At 60.8% G+C, this 24,266-nt stretch carries 20 protein-coding genes; 13 read left to right on the top strand and 7 right to left on the bottom strand.

Annotated features, from left to right (window positions below; all coding sequences use genetic code 11):
* Nucleotides 1-79 precede the first annotated feature (79 nt).
* From NTD85_RS08340 to NTD85_RS08305, 8 genes are all read left to right on the top strand, one after another.
* The gene (locus NTD85_RS08340; protein WP_003226733.1) at nucleotides 80-394 is read left to right on the top strand and encodes a YqjD family protein; all 315 of its coding nucleotides are present in this window, start codon (nucleotides 80-82) and stop codon (nucleotides 392-394) included.
* A gap of 2 nt (nucleotides 395-396) precedes the next feature.
* On the top strand, nucleotides 397-783 hold the full coding sequence (locus NTD85_RS08335) for a phage holin family protein (protein ID WP_003226735.1): 387 nt from the start codon (nucleotides 397-399) through the stop codon (nucleotides 781-783).
* Nucleotides 780-1,118, top strand: a complete 339-nt coding sequence (locus tag NTD85_RS08330) for a hypothetical protein (RefSeq protein WP_003226737.1) — start codon at nucleotides 780-782, stop codon at nucleotides 1,116-1,118. The genes NTD85_RS08335 and NTD85_RS08330 overlap by 4 nt, the downstream gene beginning before the upstream one ends.
* 123 nt (nucleotides 1,119-1,241) lie before the next feature.
* The gene (locus NTD85_RS08325) at nucleotides 1,242-2,405 is read left to right on the top strand and encodes an EAL domain-containing protein (protein WP_003226739.1); all 1,164 of its coding nucleotides are present in this window, start codon (nucleotides 1,242-1,244) and stop codon (nucleotides 2,403-2,405) included.
* A 76-nt stretch (nucleotides 2,406-2,481) separates the two neighbouring features.
* Nucleotides 2,482-3,810, top strand: coding sequence for a deoxyguanosinetriphosphate triphosphohydrolase (locus NTD85_RS08320; RefSeq protein WP_103521606.1), 1,329 nt, complete (start codon nucleotides 2,482-2,484; stop codon nucleotides 3,808-3,810).
* 347 nt (nucleotides 3,811-4,157) lie between these two features.
* Nucleotides 4,158-4,784 carry a response regulator transcription factor gene (locus NTD85_RS08315; RefSeq protein ID WP_003226744.1) on the top strand — a complete coding sequence of 209 codons (627 nt, stop codon included), beginning with the start codon at nucleotides 4,158-4,160 and terminating at the stop codon, nucleotides 4,782-4,784.
* Between the two features lie 8 nt (nucleotides 4,785-4,792).
* The gene (locus NTD85_RS08310; RefSeq protein ID WP_262141928.1) at nucleotides 4,793-8,437 is read left to right on the top strand and encodes a transporter substrate-binding domain-containing protein; all 3,645 of its coding nucleotides are present in this window, start codon (nucleotides 4,793-4,795) and stop codon (nucleotides 8,435-8,437) included.
* A 48-nt stretch (nucleotides 8,438-8,485) separates the two neighbouring features.
* Complete coding sequence (locus tag NTD85_RS08305; RefSeq protein WP_262141927.1) at nucleotides 8,486-11,431, top strand: HD domain-containing phosphohydrolase; 2,946 nt, start codon at nucleotides 8,486-8,488, stop codon at nucleotides 11,429-11,431.
* Nucleotides 11,432-11,439: 8 nt separating this feature from the next.
* Here the strand turns inward: NTD85_RS08305 and NTD85_RS08300 are convergent, their stop codons facing one another.
* Nucleotides 11,440-11,922 (bottom strand): GAF domain-containing protein, encoded by a 483-nt coding sequence (locus tag NTD85_RS08300; RefSeq protein ID WP_262141926.1) that lies wholly within the window; start codon nucleotides 11,920-11,922, stop codon nucleotides 11,440-11,442.
* On the bottom strand, nucleotides 11,919-12,809 hold the full coding sequence (locus tag NTD85_RS08295) for an ATP-binding protein (RefSeq protein WP_003226753.1): 891 nt from the start codon (nucleotides 12,807-12,809) through the stop codon (nucleotides 11,919-11,921). Before NTD85_RS08295 ends, NTD85_RS08300 begins: the two co-directional genes overlap by 4 nt.
* A gap of 166 nt (nucleotides 12,810-12,975) precedes the next feature.
* Here NTD85_RS08295 and NTD85_RS08290 point away from each other — a divergent pair, with 166 nt between their 5' ends.
* Complete coding sequence (locus tag NTD85_RS08290) at nucleotides 12,976-15,297, top strand: response regulator (RefSeq protein ID WP_262141925.1); 2,322 nt, start codon at nucleotides 12,976-12,978, stop codon at nucleotides 15,295-15,297.
* Here NTD85_RS08290 and NTD85_RS08285 read toward each other — a convergent pair.
* The 3 genes from NTD85_RS08285 to msrB all read right to left on the bottom strand — a co-directional run bounded on the left by NTD85_RS08285 (nucleotide 15,281) and on the right by msrB (nucleotide 16,786).
* Nucleotides 15,281-15,742 (bottom strand): MarR family winged helix-turn-helix transcriptional regulator, encoded by a 462-nt coding sequence (locus NTD85_RS08285; RefSeq protein WP_045122566.1) that lies wholly within the window; start codon nucleotides 15,740-15,742, stop codon nucleotides 15,281-15,283. The two genes, NTD85_RS08290 and NTD85_RS08285, sit on opposite strands and share 17 nt — an antisense overlap.
* Complete coding sequence (locus NTD85_RS08280; RefSeq protein ID WP_201136941.1) at nucleotides 15,739-16,224, bottom strand: glutathione peroxidase; 486 nt, start codon at nucleotides 16,222-16,224, stop codon at nucleotides 15,739-15,741. The genes NTD85_RS08285 and NTD85_RS08280 overlap by 4 nt, the downstream gene beginning before the upstream one ends.
* 166 nt (nucleotides 16,225-16,390) lie before the next feature.
* Nucleotides 16,391-16,786 carry a peptide-methionine (R)-S-oxide reductase MsrB gene (gene msrB, locus NTD85_RS08275; RefSeq protein ID WP_003226759.1) on the bottom strand — a complete coding sequence of 132 codons (396 nt, stop codon included), beginning with the start codon at nucleotides 16,784-16,786 and terminating at the stop codon, nucleotides 16,391-16,393.
* Nucleotides 16,787-17,009: 223 nt separating this feature from the next.
* On the opposite strand from msrB, the gene NTD85_RS08270 reads away from it, so the two are divergent.
* Entirely contained in the window at nucleotides 17,010-18,221 is a 1,212-nt protein-coding gene (locus NTD85_RS08270) for a pyridoxal phosphate-dependent aminotransferase (protein WP_003226761.1), read from the top strand.
* A 304-nt stretch (nucleotides 18,222-18,525) separates the two neighbouring features.
* A complete protein-coding gene (gene htpX / locus NTD85_RS08265) occupies nucleotides 18,526-19,413 on the top strand; it encodes a protease HtpX (protein ID WP_045122567.1) in 888 nt (295 codons plus the stop codon).
* A gap of 200 nt (nucleotides 19,414-19,613) precedes the next feature.
* On the opposite strand, the gene NTD85_RS08260 is transcribed toward htpX, so the two are convergent.
* Complete coding sequence (locus NTD85_RS08260; RefSeq protein ID WP_103522134.1) at nucleotides 19,614-20,270, bottom strand: thiopurine S-methyltransferase; 657 nt, start codon at nucleotides 20,268-20,270, stop codon at nucleotides 19,614-19,616.
* A gap of 103 nt (nucleotides 20,271-20,373) precedes the next feature.
* On the opposite strand from NTD85_RS08260, the gene NTD85_RS08255 reads away from it, so the two are divergent.
* Complete coding sequence (locus tag NTD85_RS08255; protein ID WP_262141924.1) at nucleotides 20,374-21,141, top strand: DODA-type extradiol aromatic ring-opening family dioxygenase; 768 nt, start codon at nucleotides 20,374-20,376, stop codon at nucleotides 21,139-21,141.
* 182 nt (nucleotides 21,142-21,323) lie between these two features.
* Here NTD85_RS08255 and NTD85_RS08250 read toward each other — a convergent pair whose 3' ends face one another.
* Nucleotides 21,324-22,997, bottom strand: coding sequence for a DEAD/DEAH box helicase (locus NTD85_RS08250; RefSeq protein WP_003226768.1), 1,674 nt, complete (start codon nucleotides 22,995-22,997; stop codon nucleotides 21,324-21,326).
* 423 nt (nucleotides 22,998-23,420) lie between these two features.
* Here NTD85_RS08250 and NTD85_RS08245 point away from each other — a divergent pair, with 423 nt between their 5' ends.
* Complete coding sequence (locus tag NTD85_RS08245; RefSeq protein WP_262141923.1) at nucleotides 23,421-24,212, top strand: crotonase/enoyl-CoA hydratase family protein; 792 nt, start codon at nucleotides 23,421-23,423, stop codon at nucleotides 24,210-24,212.
* Nucleotides 24,213-24,266 lie beyond the last annotated feature (54 nt).

Here is a 24,266-nt window from a genome sequence, read left to right as displayed (position 1 = left end):
CTGTACCAGTCATTTGTACTGAACCTTCGCGCAAGGCTCATACTCGAACGCTTCAGACGTCACTTACGGAGATCCACCCATGGCCAGCATCAAGGCAAAGACTGCTCAAGAAATCCTGATGAACGACTTCCAGACTCTGGTGGCCGATACCGAACGGTTGCTCGAACACACCGCGTCCCTCGCGGGTGATCAGGCCGATGAGCTGCGTGATCAGATCCACGACAGCCTGTTGCGCGCCCGGGAAACCCTGAAGCTGACCGAAGACACCCTGCGCGATCGCGGTCAGGCGGCGGTCACCGCCACCGAAGACTACGTTTCCGCCAATCCTTGGCAGTCGGTGGGCATCGCCGCCGGGGTGGGCTTCCTGATTGGCCTGCTGGCCACTCGGCGCTGATCATGTCGATCGGCGAATCCGGCCTGGGGTCGGGCACCACCTCCTCCACGCGGCGCCTGGGCGCCGCCGTTCTCGGCCTGCTGCACAGCCATGTCGAACTGTTCGGCATCGAGCTGCAGGAACAGAAAGCACGCACCGTCAGCCTGTTGCTGTTCGCAGGGCTGGCGCTGGTGTTTGCGTTGCTGTTGCTGATCGGCCTGTCTGCCTTGGTGTTGATCCTGCTCTGGGACACTTATCGCCTGGCCGGGATCATCGGCCTGTGCGTGTTCTATGTCCTGGCGGCGGGGTTCTGTGGATTGCGTCTGAAGGCCGCGGTCTTCGATGAATCCTCGCCCTTCCACGGCACCCTGGAAGAATTGGCCAACGACCGGGAGCGCCTGCTGCCATGAGCCTGCCTGAACTGCCACACAACAGCTCGCGCCGGGAAATGCGCAAGGCGCTGATCCGCCTGCGCATGGAAATGCATCGTCAGGAAATCCGCCACGAAGCCGGGCAAGTGCTGCAACCCTTGCAGCGCATGCGGGGGATGAAGCAAAACCTGCAAGACGGCTTCGGCATCAAGCATGCGCCGCTATGGGGCGTGGCCGCCGTCACCCTGCTGGGTTTCATCACCGGCAAAGGCGCAAAAAGCGGCGGCGTCGGCGGGTTGACCCGGCTGATCCGTCTGGGCACCAGCCTCGGGCCGCTGATCAGACTGGTGATGCAGAGTTCGGGCAAACGCTGAACCGACGTATCTGGCTGCATTCTTGCAATATCCGGGATTGAACCTCCTCACCCCGAGGTTCAATCCCGCACGCCTATCCGGCCGGCAGGGTTTACCCCGAACAAGAACGACTAAGGAGGCCCCGTGATCGACGGGCAACCGCTCGCCTGCTTTCAACCTTTCATCGATACCGCCACCGGACGAATTGCAGGCGTCGAAGCTCTCGGTCGACTGCGCCAGCCTGACGGCCAACTGGCCTCGGTCGGGCCCTTGTTCGCCGACCCGCGCACACCTGCCATCGCCCTGCGGCGCCTCGACCGCCAGATCCGTGACCACGCCCTGAGCCGACTGCATGAAGCCCCTGCCGAATGGTTTCTGAGCCTGAACATGTCGCCGCGCTGGATCAGTCGCCTGCGCGCGGATCAGCCCCTGCCCAGTCTCAAGCAAATGCTGCGACACGGCGTCGATCCGCAACGCATCGTGTTCGAGATCACTGAACTGGGCGGCAACAGTCAGCGTCTGACCGACGTGGTCGGCCGTTATCGTGAGGCCGGCGCGCGGATTGCCATTGATGATTTCGGTGCCGGTTACTCGCAGCTCGATCGGGTGCTGGCGTTGCAGCCGGACATTCTCAAACTCGACATGCGCCTGTTCCAGGCGGCGGCGCTGGGCGGGCCGAGCAGCGAGGTGGTCAAGGCCCTGGCGCAAATGGCTGAGAAAACCGGCTGCTGGATCATTGCCGAAGGCGTGGAGACCGAAGCGCAGCTGAATTTCGCCCTGGAATGCGGATCACGTTACGTTCAGGGTTTCCTGTTCGCCCGGGCGCAGGAAGCCTTCTATCCGACCGATGCCTTCGTGCAGCGCTTCGCCGAACTGCGTCAGCGGTACGTGCGGCAGAAGCTGGCCGAACGCGGGCGCTTGATGCAGATGCGCCAGCAGCTCGGCGAACTGATGGCGATCCTCCAGAGCTGGGCTCAGGCCCACGCGCCGCTGAGTGCGCTGCCGCAACTCGAAGCCTTCCCGTGGTTGCTGCGGTTCTACCAATGCGACCGGCATGGCACCCAACTCACGCCCAACCTTGAATGGCGGCATAACCGTTGGGTCGCCGACAACCGCTACCTGGGGCACAACTGGTCATGGCGTCCGTACTTCTATCATTTGCTCGCTGAAGGCTGGGAGGAGCGGCGCCTGACCCTGTCCAGCACCTACCGCGATGCCACCAGCAACCAGTATTGCCTGACCGCCGGCCAGTTCTTCGACAACGGCGAACGCCTGCTGCTGATCGACATCGATGCAGCCGGCTTGTAGTTCCGCTTGCAGGGGCGTGGCCGAACCGGGAAGCTAGGGCATTGATCATTCCAGTCACCGACGGAGAGAACCAGCCTTGGATTGGCAGACCCTGCTTAACCGCGAACGCCTTGGAAAGCCGCTGCACAGCCCGCAAGAGCTGGGCCGCAGCCCGTTCCACAAAGACCACGACCGCATCATTTTCTCCGGCGCTTTCCGCCGCCTGGGACGCAAGACCCAGGTGCACCCGGTATCGAGTAACGACCACATCCACACCCGTCTGACCCACTCGCTGGAAGTCAGCTGCGTCGGCCGTTCGCTGGGCATGCGCGTCGGTGAAACCTTGCGCAGCGCCCTGCCCGACTGGTGCGACCCGAGCGACCTGGGCATGGTCGTGCAATCGGCCTGCCTGGCGCATGACATCGGCAATCCACCGTTCGGTCATTCCGGGGAAGACGCGATTCGCCACTGGTTCCAGCAGGCGGCCGGGCGCGGTTGGCTCGACGGCATGAGCGAAGCCGAGCGCGGTGACTTCCTCAATTTCGAAGGCAACGCGCAAGGCTTTCGCGTGCTGACTCAACTTGAGTATCACCAGTTCGACGGTGGCACCCGACTCACCTACGCCACCCTCGGCACCTATCTGAAGTATCCGTGGACGGCCCGTCACGCCGACTCGCTGGGCTACAAGAAACACAAGTTCGGCTGCTACCAGAGTGAATTGCCGCTGCTCGAGCAGATCGCCCACAAACTCGGCCTGCCGCAACTGGAAGACCAGCGCTGGGCGCGGCACCCGTTGGTGTACCTGATGGAGGCGGCCGACGACATCTGCTATGCGTTGATCGACCTCGAAGACGGCCTGGAAATGGAGCTGCTGGAATACGCGGAAGTCGAATCGCTGCTGCTCGGCCTTGTGGGTGACGACCTGCCGGAAACCTATCGCCAGCTCGGCCCGCTGGATTCGCGCCGACGCAAACTGGCGATCCTGCGCGGCAAGGCCATCGAGCACCTGACCAATGCTGCCGCCCGGGCATTCGTCGAGCAACAGGACGCGCTGCTCGCCGGCACGCTGCATGGCGACCTGGTGGAACACATGCACGGCCCGGCCAAACGCTGCGTGCTCAACGCCAAGGACATCGCCCGCAAGAAAATCTTCCAGGACAAGCGCAAGACGCTGCATGAAATCGGCGCCTACACCACGCTGGAAATCCTCCTCAACGCGTTCTGCGGCGCAGCGCTGGAACAACATGGCGGACGCACGCCGTCGTTCAAGAGCCGACGCATCCTCGATCTGCTGGGCAACAATGCACCCGACCCCCACGGGCCGCTGCACACCTCGTTCCTGCGCATGATCGACTTTATCGCCGGTATGACCGACAGCTACGCCAGCGACATGGCGCTGGAAATGACCGGGCGCTCCAGCCACTGACGGGGCACCTTCCTCAACCGGGTCAGCGCGACTGCCCGGTTGAGTGCCTGATCCATTAAAGCGGCTCTGCGGTATTCAATGACCGCGCAGACCAAACGTAATCCGTTTAACTTCAAAACAACACAGACAAACGCTGTTTCTTCAATACTCTACAAGCAACTTAAAACATTCTGATAAACAAATACTCTAAACACATCCTTACGCGACATTGAGTTTTGTCGTAGTCAATTTCCCTTTAGTGTGTAGGACTTATCCTATATTGCTGCTAGAGCCATGTGAGTTCATGCGGCCGCTCATTTATCTGAGCTAAGGTGCGCGCTTTATTCGCGCACGTATGGGATTTGATTATGAACTCCGTTTTTATTGTCGATGATCACCCCGTCATCCGACTTGCCGTTCGAATGCTGCTCGAGCATGAAGGTTATAGGGTCGTCGGCGAAACCGATAATGGGGTCGATGCCATGCAGATGGTTCGCGAATGCATGCCCGACCTGATCATCCTCGATATCAGCATCCCCAAGCTCGACGGCCTGGAAGTCCTCGCCCGTTTCAACGCCATGGGCACTCCGCTCAAGACCCTGGTACTGACGGCGCAATGCCCGACACTGTTCGGTATTCGCTGCATGCAATCCGGCGCGTCCGGTTATGTGTGCAAGGAAGAAGACTTGAGTGAACTGGTCAGCGCCATAAAAGCGGTACTTTCCGGTTACAACTATTTCCCAAGTCAGGCATTGAATCCGGTACGCAGTGACGATGTACGTTACGCCGAACTGGAATTATTCAAAGCCGTGAATGACCGCGAACTCATGGTCCTGCAGTTATTTGCACAGGGGCGGACCAACAAGGAAATTGCCAAAGGCATGTTTCTCAGTAACAAAACCGTCAGCACTTACAAAAAACGCTTGATGCAGAAACTGAAAGCCAGATCCCTGGTGGAACTTATCGAGATGGCCAAACGCAACGCGCTAGTGTGAGAGCCTGAATGCCCAGTCGTTTGAAGATCTATCTCGTCATATTGTGTGCGAGCCTGTGCCTGACTCCTCAGGTATATGCCGACCTCGTCACAGCGCAGGATTATGTGCTGCGCAGCCGTTCGAGCCACGAAGCGCTGTCCATTTCTCTGCAGCCCGCGCAACGGCAATGGTTACAGACTCGCAGCGAACTGAGACTGGGCACCTCCGCACCGGATTATCCGCCGTTCGACATGACCGCCAGCGGCCGCGATTACGAAGGTTTTACCGCCGACTACGCCGGCCTCCTCGCACAGGCTGTCGGTTTACCAATCCGGGTCAAGCGCTTTGCCTCACGGGAAGCCGCCTTGCGCGCACTGATAGCCGGACAGGTCGATATGCTCGGTACGGCCAACGGTTTCGAGGCGAGTAATCCGGACATCCTGCTATCAACCCCCTATGCCATCGATCAGCCGGTACTGGTCACCCGTGAAGACGAGACCCGTACGCTCACCGAGGGCCTGGCCGGTCTGCGCCTGAGCATGGTCTATCACTATCTGCCGCAGGAGGAAGTCAAGGCGCTGTACCCCAAAGCCATCCTGACGTCCTACCCTTCCTATCAAAACGCAATCAATGCGGTGGCTTTCGATCAGGCCGACGTGTTTCTGGGCGATACCATCTCCACCCACTACATGATCAACAAGGGCTATCTGAACAACATTCGCATGGCCAATTTCGGCAAACAGGAAGCCCACGGTTTCAGCTTCGCCGTGCACACCGACAATCCGCAACTGCTCGCGATCATCAACACCGCGCTCCAGGCCATACCGGCCAGTGAACGCGACCGCATCGCCAAGCGCTGGAGCGCTGGCAGCGACATCCTGCTGACCGACCAGAAGCTGCAATTGACCCACCATGAAGAGCAGTGGCTCAAACAGCACCCGGTGCTGCGCGTCGTCGTCAATGAGGCGTTCGCGCCGCTGACGTTCTTCGACAGCGACGGCAATCTGCGTGGCATCACCGCAGACCTGCTCGAACTGCTGCGCCTGCGCACCGGCATGCGCTTCGAACTGGTACGCAGCCGCAGCGACGGCGACATGGTCGAGCAGATCAATCAGCACCGGGCCGATCTGATCGCGGCGTTGCTACCCAGCCCGCAACGGGAAAAGACCCTGCAATTCAGCCGTCCCTACCTGGAAAACTCGTTCGTCCTGCTGACCCGCAAAGCTACTGACAGCCCGACCCATCCGACGCAGCTCAAGGACAAATACCTGGCGATTGCCCAAGGCAGTCCCATGGCCGATTACCTGCGCCGCGAGTTCCCCAATATCCACCTGACCGAAACCTCCGACACCTTTGGCGCCGCGACCTTGCTCGCCGAAGGCAAGGCCGATGGCGCCGTCGCTTCGCTGGTGATTGCCAACTATCTGATTTCGTCGCGGATCTTCGAGCATCAGTTGCAGATCACCACCACCCTCGGCACCCGTCAGGCAGCCTTTTCGCTGGCCACGGCCCGCGACAACAGCGAGCTGGGGTCGATCCTCGACAAGGCGCTGCTGAGCATCAGCCCCGAAGAACTGGGGGTGATCAATAGCCGCTGGCGCGGTTTTTCCAATGCGGCGCAAAGCAACTGGCATCACTACCAGCGTCTGTTTTACCAACTGATTGGCGCAGCCTGCCTGCTGCTGTTGCTGTCACTGCTGTGGAATGCCTACATGCGGCGTCAGATCAAACAACGCCAGGCCGCCGAGCGGGCACTCAACGATCAGTTCGAATTCATGCGCTCACTGGTCAACGGCACGCCTCACCCGATCTATGTGCGCGACCGCCGGGGGCTGCTGCAAAGCTGCAACGACAGTTACCTCGAAGCCTTCAACGCCAAACGCGAAGACGTGATCGGCAAAAGCGTCATGCAAGGCACCCTGAGCAATGCCTTCGAAGCCCAGGCCTTCGAGGCGGATTACCAGCGGGTCGTGGCCGAAGGGACACCGATGGTACTCGACCGACCGCTGCACATCGGTGGCCGGCGTCTGACGATCTACCACTGGATCCTGCCGTACCGCGACTCCAGCGGCGATGTACAAGGGATCATCGGTGGCTGGATCGATATCAGTGAGCGCCGGCAACTGTTCGATGAACTGCGTACGGCCAAGGAACAGGCGGACAACGCCAACCGTGCGAAAAGTACCTTTCTGGCCACCATGAGCCACGAAATCCGTACGCCGATGAACGCCATCATCGGCATGCTCGAATTGACGCTCGAACGCATGACCGATCAGGCTCCGGATCGCTCATCCATCGAAACCGCCTATTGCTCGGCCAAGGACCTGTTGGGCCTGATCGGCGACATCCTTGATATCGCACGGATCGAGTCCGGGCACCTGAGCCTGAGTCCCGAGCGGGTCAATCTGGTGGAAACCGTTTCTTCGGTGGTGAGGATCTTCGACGGTCTGGCCCGGCAGAAAAACCTCGCCCTGCCCCTGACCCTCACTCCCCCGGGCCTCAATGTCGACGTGCAGCTCGATCCGTTGCGCTTCAAGCAGATCCTGTCGAACCTGATCAGCAACGCCATCAAATTCACCGAGTCCGGGCAGGTACGGGTCAATCTGGACGTGGTGCCCGATGGCGCGGGCCAGTGTTCGCTGATTCAATTGACGATCCAGGACACCGGGGTCGGCATCAGCATCGAAGATCAACAGCGCCTGTTCAAACCGTTCGCCCAGGCTGACGGTGGCCAACAGCCCGCGCGCAGCGGCGCGGGTCTGGGGTTGGTGATCAGTCGCAACCTCTGTGAAATGATGGGCGGTCAGCTGCAATTGAGCAGTCAGCCCGGGATCGGCACTCAGGTCTGCCTGTCGCTGCCGCTGCAAACGCTGCCGTGCAAGGTCGCCGCGACGAAAACCGCGCCACCGATCCACGCCGCGGGTACGCCGCTGAACATCCTCGTGGTCGACGACCATCCCGCCAATCGTCTGCTGATGTGCCAGCAACTGGAGTTCCTCGGGCACCGCTTCAGCCTTGCCGAGGAGGGGCGAAGCGGATTCGAGAAGTGGCAGCGCGGCGCATTCGATCTGGTCATCGCCGACTGCAATATGCCAGTGATGAACGGCTACGAACTGACCGAGGCCATCCGCCAGCACGAACAAAGTACCGGGCGTGCTCCTTGTACCGTGCTGGGCTTCACGGCCAATGCGCAACCCGAGGAAGTGCAGCGCTGCAAACAGGCCGGCATGAATGACTGCCTGTTCAAACCCCTGAGCCTCAGTGCGCTGAGCCAGTGGGTCAACGGCCTGCAACCGGCAACGCCTGAACCTGCGTTCAATCTCGAGGGTTTGAATCAATTGACGGGCGGCAACCCGCTTCAGGCCCAACGCCTGCTCACGCAATTGCTCAAGAGCAGCCGCCTCGATCGCGAGGAGCTGCTGGCCCTGGCGCCGCACAATGATCGCGAGGCATTGGCGGCGGTGGCGCACAAGATCAAGGGCGCCGCCCGAATCGCCCAGGCTTCGCGTCTGATCGTGCGCTGCGATGCCCTGGAACAGGCCTGCCTGCAGACCACGTCTGTGGCGGCCATCGTGCGCTGCATCGAGGCCACCGACGCGGCGATGGTCGAACTGGAGCAGGCGCTGCAGCAACAATTGGAACCGTTCGCAGAAAGCACAATGACCGAGCCTTAACTATGCTTGGGCGCTGAGCAGTGTGTTTACTTCAATGGAGAGTCAGCAATGCCCAGCCCACTGCGCCCGGATCAACGCCGGTTCCCGTTGCACGTGCACATCAGCGTCATGTTCACGTTTCTGCTGTTGCTGACCGGCGTGGTACTGGGACTGTTCAATTATCGCCAGACCACCCGAATCATCCTGTCGAGCAGCGAAAACCTGTTCAATCGCATCGAACAGGACGTGCGCCTCGACCTGCATTCAACGTATGAACCGATCCGTCATCTGCTGAGCCTGCTGGCCGACAACCAGGCGGCCGGGGCCTCGAACCTGCAACAGCGTCTGGCGCTGCTCAAGCCGTTCAGTCAATCACTCAAGGACAACACCGATCTCGCTTCGCTGTATCTGGGCTACGGCAACGGCGACTTCTTCATGGTCCGGCCGTTGCGTACCAGCGCCCTGAAAACCCTGCTCAAGGCACCGCCGGACGCGGCCTATCAGGTCTGGAGCATCGAGCACGACGCCAGCGGCATCGCGTCGTCGCAGTCACTGTTCTTCGACCAGGCGCTGATGCCTGTCGGGCGCCAGGACAATCCCGACGACCGCTACGATCCGCGCACCCGCAACTGGTACACCAACGCCCTGCAACAGGGTGATCAGATCACCACCGAACCCTATGTGTTTTTCTCCACGCACAACGTGGGCACCACCCTGGCCCGACGCAGCAGCGCAACCAGTGTGATCGGTGCCGACCTGACCCTGGAAGCACTCTCGGCCACCTTGCTCAAACACGTGGTCACCCCGTCTACCGAAATCGTGTTGTTCGATGCCGATGGCAATGCGGTGGCCTATCCGGACAGCCGCCGGCTGATTGTCGACGACAGCAGCGCACGCCTGGCCAAGGCTGCCGACCTGAGTCCGAACCTGCACGCGCTGCTGTCCACCGCTCATCAGGGCAAGCGACTCAATGTCGATGGCCGCCACTGGATCGTCGCCCGCAGCAATCTGCAAGAGGGCGGCCCGAGAGGATTGCAGATGGCCCTGCTGGTGCCGGAGGACGAGTTGCTGGCCGACGCCTACCGCATGCGCTGGCAAGGGGCACTGATCACCCTCGCGACCTTGCTGCTGTGTCTGCCGCTGGGTTGGCTGACCTCGCGGATTCTGGTCAAGCCGTTGCATGCGCTGGTCAAGGAAGCCGATGCGATTCGCAGCTTCGATTTCAACTTTCCGGTTACCCGTCGCTCGCCGGTTCTGGAGGTTGATCAGTTGAGCCTGTCGATGGCCCGCATGAAGGAAACACTCGCCAGTTTCTTCCGCATCACCGACAGCCTGTGCGCCGAAACCCGCTTTGCCCCGTTGCTGCAACGGGTGCTGTTCGAAACGGTGCAGATCGCCCAGGCGCAAGCGGGGTTGATCTATCTGCGCGAAAACGATGGCAACCGAGTGGAGCCTTACGGACTGGTAATTGATGGCGTCTCGCAGGAACCGGGCGAGTTCGCTGTGCTGGGCCGGGATCTTCTGGCCGATCAAGGGCCGGCGTGGTTCCAGCAACTGATCACCGCTGACAACGTGGTCAGCAGCCTTGGCTTTGAACAGGCCGGGGACTTGCAGAAAGTCTTGTTGGCCATGCAGTCGCCGCGCATCCACCTGATCGGTATCCGCCTGCGCAACCGGCACAACGAAACCATCGGCCTGCTGCTCCTGCTGATCAACGACAGCGGCAGCGCTCAGGACCTGGAAAAACTGCGCCCGGATCGCATCGCCTTCCTGCAAGCAGTCTCCGGCGCGGCGGCGGTGAGTATCGAAAGCCAGCGCCTGCAAGCGAAGCAGAAGCAGTTGCTCGATGCGTTCATCCAGTTGCTGGCCGGCGCCATCGACGCCAAGAGCCCGTACACCGGTGGCCACTGTCAGCGCGTGCCGGAACTGACCCTGATGCTCGCGCAGGCCGCGGCCGCCAGTCAGGCGCCGGCGTTCCAGAGCTATCAGCCCACCGAAGACGAATGGGAAGCCCTGCACATCGCGGCCTGGCTGCACGATTGCGGCAAGGTCACGACGCCGGAATATGTCGTCGACAAGGCCACCAAACTGGAAACCCTCAACGATCGCATCCACGAAATCCGCACGCGTTTCGAGGTGCTCAAGCGCGATGCCTGGATCAGTTACTGGCAGGCACTGGCGCTGGGCGGCAACGAGGCGCAACTGAGCGCCCTGCGTGACGCCACATTGGCTGAACTGGACGACGACTTTGCCTTTGTTGCCCGTTGCAATCTGGGCGGCGAGGCCATGGCGCCAGCCGACATGCAGCGTCTTGAGCGCATTGCCGAGCGCCGCTGGACGCGCACCCTCGATGATCGACTGGGGGTGTCATGGGAGGAAAACCGCCGTCAGGCGCAAACGCCGGTTGCGAATCTGCCGGTCAGCGAGGCACTGCTGGCGGACAAACCCGAACACCTGATCAAGCGCGCCGACAGCGAACTGATTCCGGAAGACAACCCGTGGGGGTTCAAACTGGATGTGCCGCGCTACAAATACAATCGCGGCGAACTCTACAACCTGAGCATTGCCCGGGGCACGCTGACCCGTGAGGAGCGCTACATCATCAATCACCACATGGTGCAGACGATCCTGATGCTCAGCCACCTGCCCTTCCCCGGGCATCTGGGCAGCGTTGCGGAAATTGCCGGTGGTCATCACGAAAAAATGGACGGCAGCGGCTACCCCAAACGCCTGAAGCGCGACGACATGAGCCTGCCGGCGAGGATGATGGCGATTGCCGATATTTTCGAGGCGCTGACAGCGGCGGATCGGCCGTACAAGAAAGCCAAATCCTTGAGCGAAGCCCTGGGGATCATGGCCACCATGTCCCGCGAGGCGCACATCGACCCCGAGTTGTTTGCGCTGTTCATCAACGACGGGGTGTACATGCAGTACGCCGCGCGGTTTCTCGATCCGCGACAGATCGATGCGGTGGACTCGGCCAGCCTGCTGCGCAAGGCTGGCCTGAGCGCCTGAGCGCCTGATCAGCAGTCGGTCAGACGCAGGAAGATCGCCGCCAGTTGCTCGATACCGGCCTGATCGTCCGCGCCGAAACGCGCGAGTTTCGGGCTGTCGAGATCGAGTACGCCAATCAACCGACCGTCCTTGACCAGCGGCACCACCAGTTCGCTGTTGGAGGCGCTGTCGCAAGCGATATGACCGGGGAACGCATGCACGTCTTCGACGCGCTGGGTTTGCCGACTGGCCGCTGCCGCGCCACACACACCGCGCCCGAACGGAATGCGCACGCAGGCGATCTGGCCCTGGAACGGACCCAGCACCAGTTCTTCGTTGCGATTGAGGTAGAAACCGGCCCAGTTCAAATCATCGAGCTGGTTGAACAGAAACGCCGAAAACTGCGCGGCGTTGGCGATGAAATCGCGCTCGTCCGCCAGCAGCGATTCCAGTTGTGCGGCCAACAGGCCATAGCCTTCGAGCCCCTGGCCGCTTTCTTGCAAATCAATCATGCCTTGTGCTCCAGCAATTTCAGTCCCACCCAGTAACGGGCGAATTGGTACGCGCAACGTCCGTTGCGATTGCCGCGCCCGGTTGCCCAGCGCACGGCGAGGATGTCCAGCTCTTCATCGCGCTGCCAGCTCAAGCCAGCCTTGGCGGCCAACTGGCCGATCCAGTGTTCGACGACGTTGAGGAAGTGTTCCTGGGTAAACGGATAAAACGACAGCCACAGGCCGAAACGGTCTGAGAGCGCGATCTTGTCTTCCACCGCCTCACTAGGATGCAGTTCGCCGTCGACGCGCTTCCAGTTTTCGTTGTCGCTTTCCTTTTCCGGCACCAGATGGCGACGGTTGGATGTGGCGTACAGCAAGACGTTGTCCGGTGCCTGCTCGAGCGAGCCGTCGAGCACGCTTTTCAGCACACGGTAGTCGCCTTCACCGGATTCGAACGACAGATCATCGCAAAACAGCACGAAGCGCTGCGGCAGTTTGGCGATCTGCTCGACCACGCGCGGCAGGTCGGCCAGATGGTCACGCTCGATCTCGATCAAACGCAGACCGGCACTCGCGTGTTCGGCCAGCAGCGCACGCACCAGCGACGATTTACCGGTGCCGCGCGAGCCCCAGAGCAGCGCGTGGTTGGCCGGCATGCCGTCGAGAAACTGTTGCGTGTTGCGACCCAGTTGCTCCAACTGACGGTCAACGCCGATCAGGTCGGACAGGCGCATGTCGAGGCTGACTTCCAGCGGCAGCAAATACCCGCTGCGCCCGTCACGCTGCCAGCGCGCCGCGAGGCATGTTTCCCAGTCGATCACCGGGCGCGGCGCCGGCAACAAGGGTTCGATCCGCGCCAGAACCGACTCGGCGCGTTCAAGAAAAGCATTTAATCGGGAATCCACGTCTTCTCCTCGGGCACGTTCAAAGCAATGATGGTGCTTCAGCGACGACAATCAGATCAACAACCCCCGCTCAGGCCTTGTTACAAGGCGATTCGGGAACCTCGGTATCCATACATGATCGACTATGCTTGAGCAGCGAAGGGAAACGGAAGTGGTTCAACACCCCATGGATATCAAATTCACCCACCGGCTGTCTTACAAGCAAGCCAGATTCACTGTGCTGGTCGGGTTCATTCTGGGCACGCTGCTCAGCCTGCTGCAAATCGGCATCGATTATGCCAGTGAAGACGCCTCCATCAACCGTGAAATCCTGTCTTTGCTGGAAATCAGCCACAATCCGGCATCGCGCATCGCCTACAACATCGACGCGGAACTGGCGCAGGAACTGACCTTGGGCCTGTTGCGTTCGCCGGCGATCATCTCGGCGCAAATGACCGACAACAACGGTAACGTCCTGGCCAACGTCAAACGCCCGGAACTGCAAAGCGGTTATCGGGTGATCAGCGATTTCCTGTTCGGCGCCAAACGCCAGTTCGAAGACCGCCTGTACCTCGACCATCTGCCCAACGAATCGCTGGGCACGCTGAGTCTGGAAGTCGACACCTACGCGTTCGGCAGCCGGTTCCTGCGTCGCGCCGAAGTCACCCTGCTCAACGGTTTTGCCCGCAGCCTGATCCTCACCGGCATCCTGCTGGCGCTGTTCTACGTGATGCTGACCAAGCCACTGGTGCGTCTGATCCGTGAGCTCAGCGCGCGCGACGCACGCAGCGCAGAACCGACAACTCTGGAATGTCCGGCCGGCCACGCCAACGACGAGATCGGCGTGCTGGTCAAAGTCGCCAACCAGCAGTTCGACAACATCGCCACGGAAATCCAGCAACGCCGCAACGCCGAAAACCGCCTGACCGATTACCTCGGGCAACTGGAACACATCGTCTCGGCCCGCACCGCCGAGCTCAAGGCCATCAACACCCGGCTCAGCCAGTCCAACGAGGAACTGGAGGTGGCCCGCAGCACCGCGCTGGACATGGCCGAAGCGCGCTCGGCATTCCTTGCCAACATGAGCCACGAGATCCGCACCCCGCTCAACGGCCTGCTGGGGATGATCGCCCTGTCCCTCGACGGGCCACTGAATGCCGAGCAGCAGCAACAGCTGTCGATTGCCCACGACTCGGGCAAGGTGCTGGTGGAACTGCTCAACGATATTCTCGACCTGTCCAAGTTCGATGCGGGGCAACTGGAGCTGGAACACATCCCGTTCGACCTCGCCTCGCTGATCGAGGACACCGCCAACCTGCTGTCGCAGAACGCCGCGCCCAGCGTTGAATTGACCTGCCTGATCGACCCGCACTTCCCCGCGCTGGTGCTGGGGGATCCAACCCGGGTACGGCAGATTGTCAGCAACCTGCTGTCCAATGCCCTGAAGTTCACCCGGTTCGGCCGGGTCGATGTGCGTCTGTCAGCGCATAACGACGGGGTGCGCATCGAGGTCTGCGACACCGGCATCGGCATCGCCCAGGAAGCCCAGGTGAAGATCTTCCAGCCGTTCACCCAGGCCGGTGCCGGCATCACCCGCCAGTACGGCGGCACCGGCCTCGGCCTGGCGCTGACCTACAACCTGTGTGAAGCCATGCAAGGCCGATTGACCATCAGTTCCGAGGCCGGTTTCGGCAGTCAGTTCTGCGCCGACCTGCCGTTGCCGTGCCACACCCGGGCGGTGATGCCGCCGCCGTTGCAGGGCAAGGTTCTGGCGATCACCGCTGCCAGCAGCGGCCTGGCGGAACTGCTCAAGACGCTGTTGCCAGTGTGGGGCGTGACCTATGAGCAGCGCACCATGGACGATCCGCTGCTGGGCCTGTCTCCCGACCTGGTGATCACCGACTGCCCGGAATGCCTGTTCAGCCTGCGCCCGACGCTCAGCACGCCGATCCTGGTGGTGACCGCTTATGGCAGCTTCATGCCCAGCGAAGAAGCCGCGGCGCTGGCGCCATTGCAGCAACAGGCCCGACCGCTGGCGCGCAACGCGCTGTATCAGATCCTGCGGCGCATTCTGCTGGCCGACATCACCACGATCAACGATGCGCGCCTCGAGAGCGTGCCCGTACAACGGCGCGGACGGGTACTGCTGGTGGAGGACAATCCGGTCAACCAACTGGTGGCCAAGGGCATGCTCGGCAAGCTCGGTTGCGATGTGGTGGTCGCCGCCCACGGTGCCGAGGCGCTCGATCAACTGGAGCACGATGAATTCGATCTGGTGCTGATGGACTGCAACATGCCGGTGATGGACGGCTACGAAGCGAGCCGGCAGATCCGCCAGAGCGGGCGCTGGCCACACCTGCCGATCGTCGCACTGACCGCCAACGCCATGTCCGAAGAACGCGAACGCTGCCGTGCGGCCGGCATGAGCGATTACCTGGCCAAGCCGTTCCGCCGCGAAGAGCTGGCGGCGGTGCTCGACCAGTGGATTCCGACTACGTCAGTGCTTTGATCTGCCCCAACAGGTGATCGAGGCCGTTGCGCAAATCGTTGAGTCGATCGAGATCCACCCCGCTGTCGCACAACAACCGGGCCTTGAGTGGCCCGACCTGCTCGCGCAGCGCCTGACCTTGGGTGGTCAGGCTCAGATGCACTTCACGCTCGTCGCGCGCCGAACGCTGGCGCTGCACCCACTGCAATTGCTCAAGACGCTTGAGCAACGGCGTCAGGGTGCCGGAGTCCAGCGCCAGCCGCTCGCCCAAGGCCTTGACCGTCGGTTGCTCCGGCGCTTTGTCCTGCCATTCCCACAGCACCAGCATCGCCAAGTACTGCGGGTACGTCAGGCCAAGCTGATCGAGCATCGGCTTGTAAGCGCGAATCACCGCCCGGGACGCGGCATACAACTTGAAGCACAACTGACTGTCGAGCTTCAGCGAATCGTCGGGCAGGCTGTTCATTTGAGCAGAGCTTCGATCTCGCCGCTCATGTCCTGCGGCTTGGTGGTCGGGGCGAAACGCTTGACCAGTTGCCCATCCTTGCCGATCAGGAACTTGGTGAAGTTCCACTTGATACCCTCGGAGCCGAGCAGACCCGGAGCGCGCTTTTTCAACTGTACGAACAGTGGATGCGCGTCAGAACCGTTGACGTCGATCTTCTTGAACAGCGGGAAACTCACGCCGTAGTTCAGCTCACAGAACTCGCTGATCGCGCCCTCGTTGCCCGGCTCCTGCTTGCCGAACTGATTGCACGGAAACCCCAGCACCACCAGGCCCTGATCCTTATAGGTCTGCCACAGCTCTTCCAGGCCTTTGTATTGCGGGGTGAAGCCGCATTTGCTGGCGGTATTGACCACCAGAACGGCCTTGCCGGCGAAATCGGACAGGGTCTTTTGCTCACCCTTGATGGTGGTGACAGGGATATTCAGCAGGTTGTCGCTCATGATCCGCACTCTGAATTCTGGAAGAAGGCGTAAACATAGCGAGCAATTAAATTGCGTGCAATTTAATTAACTGCACATAACCCTGTAGGAGCTGCCGAAGGCTGCGATCTGTTGATCTTGAAAATCAAAAGATCGCAGCCTTCGGCAGCTCCTACAGGGGCTCGCATCACTCGCGCGGCTCGAGATTCAGGCACACCGAGTTGATGCAATAACGCAGGCCGGTCGGTGGCGGACCATCGGGGAACACGTGGCCCAGATGCGCATCGCAGCGGGCGCATTTGACCTCTGTGCGGATCATGCCGTGGCTGGTATCGCGGATTTCGGTCATGGCGCTTTCGCCGATCGGCGCGTAGAAGCTCGGCCAGCCGCAGCCGGAATCGAATTTGGTCGTGGAGTCGAACAGTGGCTCGTTGCAGCAGACGCAGTGATAGACACCGTCAGTCTTGGTGGCGTTGTATTTGCCGGAGAACGGCCGTTCGGTCGCACTGAGCCGACACACGTTGTACTGCTCGGGGTCGAGCATCGCACGCCATTCTTCCAGGGTTTTTTCCAACTTTTCCATCATCACACCTCAGCGGCTGAAAAAGCCCGATCTGTACCTTTTCCACGGATCGGGTGGCACGTATGATTGCGCCTCGTCACACGCCAGTCTGGCAGCCAGACCGGGCGCATTCAAACGGATTCTCGGCGCCACGGCGCAAGACTCCGCCTGTGCGAAGACGCAGGAATCCCAGTACGGTTGGCCATTCGCCGTCTGGATCGTTCATTTTCGGGATCACATCGCCATGCAGTTCAGCAAATCGAACAAGCTCGCCAACGTCTGCTACGACATTCGCGGCCCGGTGCTCAAGCACGCCAAACGTCTGGAAGAGGAAGGCCAGCGCATCCTCAAGCTGAACATCGGCAACCCGGCACCGTTTGGTTTCGAGGCGCCGGACGAAATTCTTCAGGATGTGATCCGCAACCTGCCGACGGCCCAGGGCTACAGCGACTCCAAAGGCCTGTTCAGCGCGCGTAAAGCGGTGATGCAGTACTACCAGCAAAAAAATGTCGAAGGTGTCGGCATCGAAGACATCTACCTGGGCAACGGCGTGTCCGAGCTGATCGTGATGTCGCTGCAGGCACTGCTCAACAACGGCGACGAAGTGCTGGTGCCGGCCCCGGACTACCCGCTCTGGACCGCCGCCGTGAGCCTCGCCGGCGGTAATGCCGTGCACTATCTGTGCGACGAGGGCGCCGACTGGTTCCCGGATCTGGCCGACATCAAGGCCAAGATCACTCCGAACACCAAAGCGATGGTGATCATCAACCCGAACAACCCGACCGGCGCGGTGTATTCGAAGGAAGTGCTGCTGGGCATGCTGGAAATCGCCCGCGCGCACAACCTGGTGGTGTTCTCCGACGAGATCTACGACAAGATCCTGTATGACGACGCCGTGCACATCTGCACCGCTTCGCTGGCGCCGGACCTGCTGTGCCTGACCTTCAACGGTCTGTCGAAATCCTACCGCGTGGCGGGTTTCCGCTCCGGCTGGATCGCCATCTCCGGGCCAAAACACAATGCCCAGAGCTATATCGAAGGCATCGACATGCTGGCCAACATGCGCCTGTGTGCCAACGTGCCGAGCCAGCATGCGATCCAGACCGCCCTGGGTGGCTACCAGAGCATCAACGATCTGGTGCTGCCGCAAGGTCGCCTGCTCGAGCAGCGCAACCGCACCTGGGAGTTGCTCAACGACATCCCGGGTGTCAGCTGCGTCAAACCGATGGGCGCGCTGTATGCGTTCCCGCGGATCGACCCGAAAGTCTGCCCGATCCACAATGACGAGAAATTCGTCCTCGACCTGCTGCTCTCCGAGAAGCTGCTGGTGGTGCAAGGCACGGCGTTCAACTGGCCGTGGCCGGATCACTTCCGCGTGGTGACTCTGCCCCGTGTCGATGATCTGGAAATGGCCATCGGACGCATCGGCAACTTCCTCAAGTCCTACCGCCAGTAACCGGTCAACAGTGCGCAACGTGTCCTGCGTTGCGCGCTGTCTGATTCAGCAACACTTCTGCCCTCCCCGCCTCACTGCGCCTTCTACACTTGCGATTGATATGGCTTATACGCGCCTGACGTAATGGCGGCGGGTGGCGGCCGCCTGTCAGCCCTTTCGGTTTCGGTCGTGGGCAACGACCTGCAGACCTTGGAATCCGCTGTAGGACACAGTTTGAAATAGTCACTCGGTTGAATCACCCGGTGCCGCACCTTATATACCCCGCAGTACGCTACATCTTTAGCTTGAGGAGATTTCTACAACCATGATGCGCATCCTGCTGTTTTTGGCCACTAACCTGGCGGTCGTGCTGATAGCCAGCATCACCCTGAGCCTGTTCGGCTTCAACGGGTTCATGGCGGCCAACGGGGTTGATCTCAACCTCAGTCAGCTGCTGGTTTTCTGTGCGGTCTTTGGTTTCGCCGGTTCGCTGTTCTCGCTGTTCATCTCCAAGTGGATGGCGAAGATGAGCACCAGCACCCAGATCATCACCCAGCCACGCACCCGGCATGAGCAATGGCTGCTGCAAACCGTCGAGCAACTGTCCCGCGAAGCCGGGATCAAGATGCCCGAAGTCGGTATTTTCCCGGCCTACGAGGCCAACGCGTTCGCCACCGGCTGGAACAAGAACGACGCGCTGGTCGCGGTCAGCCAGGGCCTGCTCGAGCGCTTTTCGCCGGATGAAGTGAAAGCCGTGCTGGCCCACGAAATCGGTCACGTGGCCAACGGTGACATGGTCACCCTGGCGCTGATCCAGGGCGTGGTGAACACCTTCGTGATGTTCTTCGCGCGGATCATCGGCAATTTCGTCGACAAGGTGATCTTCAAGAACGAAGAAGGCCAGGGCATTGCCTACTACGTGGCAACGATCTTCGCCGAACTGGTTCTGGGCATCCTCGCCAGCGCCATCGTCATGTGGTTCTCGCGCAAGCGCGAATTCCGTGCCGACGAAGCCGGCGCACGTCTGGCGGGCACCAACGCAATGATCGGCGCACTGCAACGTCTGCGTGCCGAGCAGGGCCTGCCGGTGCACATGCCGGACACCCTGAATGCCTTTGGCATCAACGGTGGCATCAAACAGGGCTTTGCCCGCATGTTCATGAGCCACCCGCCGCTGGAAGAACGTATCGACGCGCTGCGTCGTCGCGGTTGATCGGTTTGACGCAGTAACGAAAAGGCCCGCAGTGATGCGGGCCTTTTTTGTACTCGGGATTTTGGATTGCCTGTTCTGGCCTCTTCGGGAGCAAGCCCCCCTCCCACAGTGGTTTTCGGTGTATTCGAGATTGTTAGAACACCGATGATCCCTGTGGGAGCGGGCTTGCTCGCGAAGAGGCTGTTAATGCCGAGACAAAACTATCGGCCAGAAACCCGATACACCCGCTCCTCCAACCGCGTCACTCCCGCCTGCAGAAACTTCCAGCTCTCCCCCAGCACATCCTGCTCTTCCAGCATCCGCACCTGCCAGTCACCACCCAGCAAGCGCTGCACCTCATCATCGGCCACTGCAAACGGTGGCCCGGACATCTGCGCCTGATCGTAATCCAGTGTGATCAATAACCCCTGCACGCCCGGCGGCAGGATCTGCTGCAGATGCGCTGCATAGCGCTCGCGCATGGGGGGCGGCAAGGCAATCAGCGCTGCCCGGTCGTACAACGCAGCACAGTCCGCTACATCGTCTGCCGTCAGCGCAAAGAAATCACCGCACCACAACTCGATGGAATCCGCGCGATAGACCTTGAACGGCCCTTTGTCGCTGACCTGCGGCGTTACCTGATGCTCGCTGAAAAAGTCCTCGATGGCCTTCTGCGACAACTCGACCCCGAGTACATGATGGCCGCGCCCTGCCAGCCACAGCAGATCCAGGCTTTTACCGCACAACGGCACCAGCACCCGCGCGCGGGCCGGGATAGCCAGCGGCGGCCAGTGACGCTGCAGATACGGGTTCACCTCAGGCAGATGAAAGCCGATCTGATTGGATTCCCACTTCTTGTGCCAAAACTCAGGCTGCATGCATCACCCCAAAAAAATCGATCAAAAGGCGTTAAAACTTATATTAGATTTAGATCAATGAACTGACTGAAGATGGGCCATCTTACCGCTCAGGAACCTCTCCATGTTTCCCAGCCTGTTTATCTCCCACGGCTCGCCCATGCTGGCCCTGGAACCCGGTGCCAGTGGCCCGGCTCTGGCGCGTCTGGCGGCCGAACTGCCCCGCCCCAAAGCCATCGTCATCGTTTCTGCGCACTGGGAAAGTCAGGAACTGCTGGTCAGCAGTAATCCGCAACCAGAGACCTGGCATGACTTCGGCGGTTTTCCCCGTGCCTTGTTTGAAGTGCAATATCCGGCACCGGGCAATCCGCAACTGGCGGCCGAAGTTGCCCAATTGCTGAACGCCGCCCATCTGCCGGCACGCCTTGATCCGCAACGACCGTTCGATCACGGCGTCTGGGTGCCGCTGTCGCTGATGTACCCGCAGGCGGATATTCCGGTGGTACAGGTGTCGCTGCCGAGCCGCAGCGGCCCGGCGCTGCAAACCCGTGTCGGACGTGCGTTGGCAAGCCTGCGCGATCAAGGCATTTTGCTGATCGGCTCCGGCAGCATCACCCACAACCTGCGCGAACTGGACTGGCATGCCGGACCGGAAAGCGTCGAGCCATGGGCACGGGACTTCCGTGACTGGATGATCGACAAGCTGGCGGCGAACGATGAGGCGGCGCTGCACGATTACCGTCAGCAGGCACCGAACGCCGTACGCAGCCATCCGAGCGATGAGCATTTGCTGCCGTTGTATTTCGCACGCGGTGCGGGGGGCGAGTTCAGCGTGGCGCACAGGGGATTCACAATGGGTGCGTTAGGCATGGATATCTATCGTTTCGGATAAATGCAGAATCAAAAGATCGCAGCCTTCGGCAGCTTGTGCAGTGGGGAATGAGTACACCCTGTGTAGGAACTGTCGCAGGCAGCGATCTTTTGATCTTCGATCTTTGCTCTTTCAGACAGGCAAAAAAAATCCCCGAACCAGTCGGGGATTTTTTATGTTCGATCAATCAGCCCGAGGGCGGATCAATCTTCGCGGTAGCGACGCAGTTTCAGCTGTTTGCCAGCGACGCGAGTGTCCTTCAGTTTGGTCAGGAGTTTGTCCAGACCATCTTCCGGCAGCTCGACGAGGCTGAAGCTGTCACGCACCTGGATGCGACCGATCGCTTCGCGGGCCAGACCACCTTCGTTGAGGATGGCGCCCAGCAGGTTCTTGGCGGCGATACCGTCACGCGCACCCAGCGCGGTACGGCAACGGGCACGACCTTCGCCCAGAGGCATTGGCGCACGACGCTCGCGGTCACCACGATCAGGACGATCACCGGAACGCTCAGGACGGTCGCCACGCGGTGCGTTGTTCGGCACCAGTGGACGTTCCTTCTCGATCGCGGCCAGGTTCAGCGCTTGACCGTTGGTAGCCTTGCGCAGCAGGGCTGCAGCCAGGGCACGCGGGGTGCAACCGATGTCAGCGGTCAGACGATCCAGCAGTTCGCCGTGAGTCGATTCGGCATCAGCGACCAGCGGCGACAGGCTGTTGGTCAGTTTCTTGATGCGTGCATCGAGAACAGCCTGAGCGTCCGGCAGACGCACTTCGGCAACCTTCTGACCGGTTACACGCTCGATCACTTGCAGCATGCGGCGCTCACGTGGAGTCACCAGCAGCAGCGCACGACCTTCGCGACCGGCACGGCCGGTACGGCCGATACGGTGCACGTAGGATTCCGGATCGTACGGCATGTCCACGTTGAATACGTGGGTGATGCGCGGAACGTCCAGACCACGGGCAGCTACGTCGGTCGCGACAACGATGTCCAGACGGCCATCTTTCAGCGAGTCGATCACGCGCTCACGCTGGTTCTGGGCGATGTCACCGTTCAGCGCAGCGGCTTTGTAGCCTTTGGCGTCGAGGGCACTGGCCAGATCCAGGGTCGCTTGCTTGGTGCGCACGAACATGATCAGCGCGTCGAAGTCTTCCACTTCCAGCAAGCTGAGAACGGCAGAGGTCTTCTGGTCAGCGTGAACCAACAGGTGAGCCTGTTCGATCGCGGTAACGGTTTGGGTCTTGGTCTGGATCTTGACGTGTTGCGGATCGCGCAGATGGCGTTCGGCAATGGCGCGGATCGACTGCGGCAGGGTAGCCGAGAACAAAACAGTCTGACGGGTCGATGGCAGAGCCTTGAAGATGACTTCCAGGTCATCCATGAAGCCCAGTTTCAACATTTCGTCAGCTTCGTCGAGAACCAGGTGGTTCACGGTCGACAGGACTTTCTCGTCGCGACGCAGGTGGTCACACAGACGACCCGGAGTAGCGACAACAATCTGTGCGCCATTACGGATAGCCTTGAGTTGCGGGCCCATCGGTGCGCCGCCGTAAACGGCGACAACGGTGACGCCAGGCATTTGCTTGGCGTAGGTTTCAAAAGCGGTTGCTACTTGCAGCGCCAACTCTCGAGTTGGCGCCAGGATCAGGGCTTGCGGTTCGCGCTTGGCAGGATCGATGCGGTGCAGAATAGGCAGTGCGAACGCGGCGGTTTTACCGGTACCGGTTTGCGCCTGGCCAATCATGTCCTGGCCGGCCATGATGATCGGGATCGATTGCTGCTGAATCGCCGAAGGCTCTTCGTAGCCGGTCGCTGCGACGGCTGCAAGAATATTCGGGTTAAGATTAAAAGCGGCGAATCCGCCGGTTTCCTGGGTCATGGGTCTGCCTCTAAGTGCATCCGCAAAGACCCATGCTCCAAAGCTGCGCATGCCGTGTTGAGACTCAAGAGTCGCCCTGGCAGCTTTGTCGGCGGGGATTTGCGAAAACGAATGAATGAAAAAAAGAATCGTCCGGGAAGAGCCCGCAATGCGGACGTGCAGCCGAAGCTGACTTCGGGAAATTGCGCTACCTAAACGCGGCCCGGTTAAAGGCCGGCGCGCACTATACCGGATTTTGCCCGAAAAGGGAGCTTTTTTTATCGTCTGAATCGGTGTGTCACCGCTGTGTAACGGGGTTTTGCGGATAATCGTGCGAAGGTCTATTTTTCAAAGGCCCGGCCCTGCGGGTGATGACGCTTAAACGATTCACCGATGTGCGGCATACCGTCGCTGCACCCGCCCTTCCCGCCCGAGGATCTCCCCATGAATCAGCCCTGCCCCGGCCGCGTCAGCCGTGAACGTCGTGGTCATGTCCACTTGATCGGCCTCGACCGAGCCGCCAAGCGCAACGCGTTCGACCTCGATCTGCTCAATGCCCTGAGCCTGGCCTACGGTGAGTTCGAGGCAGACAGCGAGGCGCGGGTGGCCGTGGTGTTCGGGCACGGCGAGCACTTTACCGCCGGCCTGGACCTGCTCAACGCCAGCGCCGTCCTCGCCGAAGGCTGGCAGGTTCCGACCGGCGGTTGCGACCCGTGGGGTGTTTTCGTCGGACCGCGAGTGAGCAAACCGGTAATTGTTGCCGCGCAGGGTTACTGCCTGACCATCGGCATCGAGTTGATGCTGGCTGCCGATATCAACCTGTGTGCGAGCAATACGCGCTTTGCGCAAATGGAAGTGCAGCGTGGGATTTTTCCCTTTGGTGGCGCGACGTTACGTTTACATCAGGTGGCGGGCTGGGGCAACGCGATGCGTTGGATGCTGACCGGTGATGAGTTCGATGCGCATGATGCGTTGCGTCTGGGCTTGGTGCAGGAAGTGATGGCCAGCGAGGATTTGCTGCCACGGGCGATCGAACTGGCCGAGCGGATTGCTCGGCAGGCACCGTTGGGGGTGCAGGCGACACTGATGTCGGCGCGCCAGGCGCGGTATGAAGGTGAGACAGCGGCAGCGCAGGGGTTGCCGGCGCTGGTGAAGAAGTTGCTGGGGAGTGAGGATGCCAAGGAGGGCGTGAGGTCACTGGTGGAGCGGCGGCCGGGCATCTTCAAAGGGGTCTGAGAAATCTGGTGCTCTTCAGGCCCTCTTCGCGAGCAAGCCCGCTCCCACATTTGG

This window comes from Pseudomonas sp. 13B_3.2_Bac1, from assembly GCF_025466205.1.
Classification (GTDB): domain Bacteria; phylum Pseudomonadota; class Gammaproteobacteria; order Pseudomonadales; family Pseudomonadaceae; genus Aquipseudomonas; species Aquipseudomonas fluorescens_H.
Note: the sequence above shows the minus strand (reverse complement) of the source record. Positions and strands in the feature narration are given on the sequence as shown.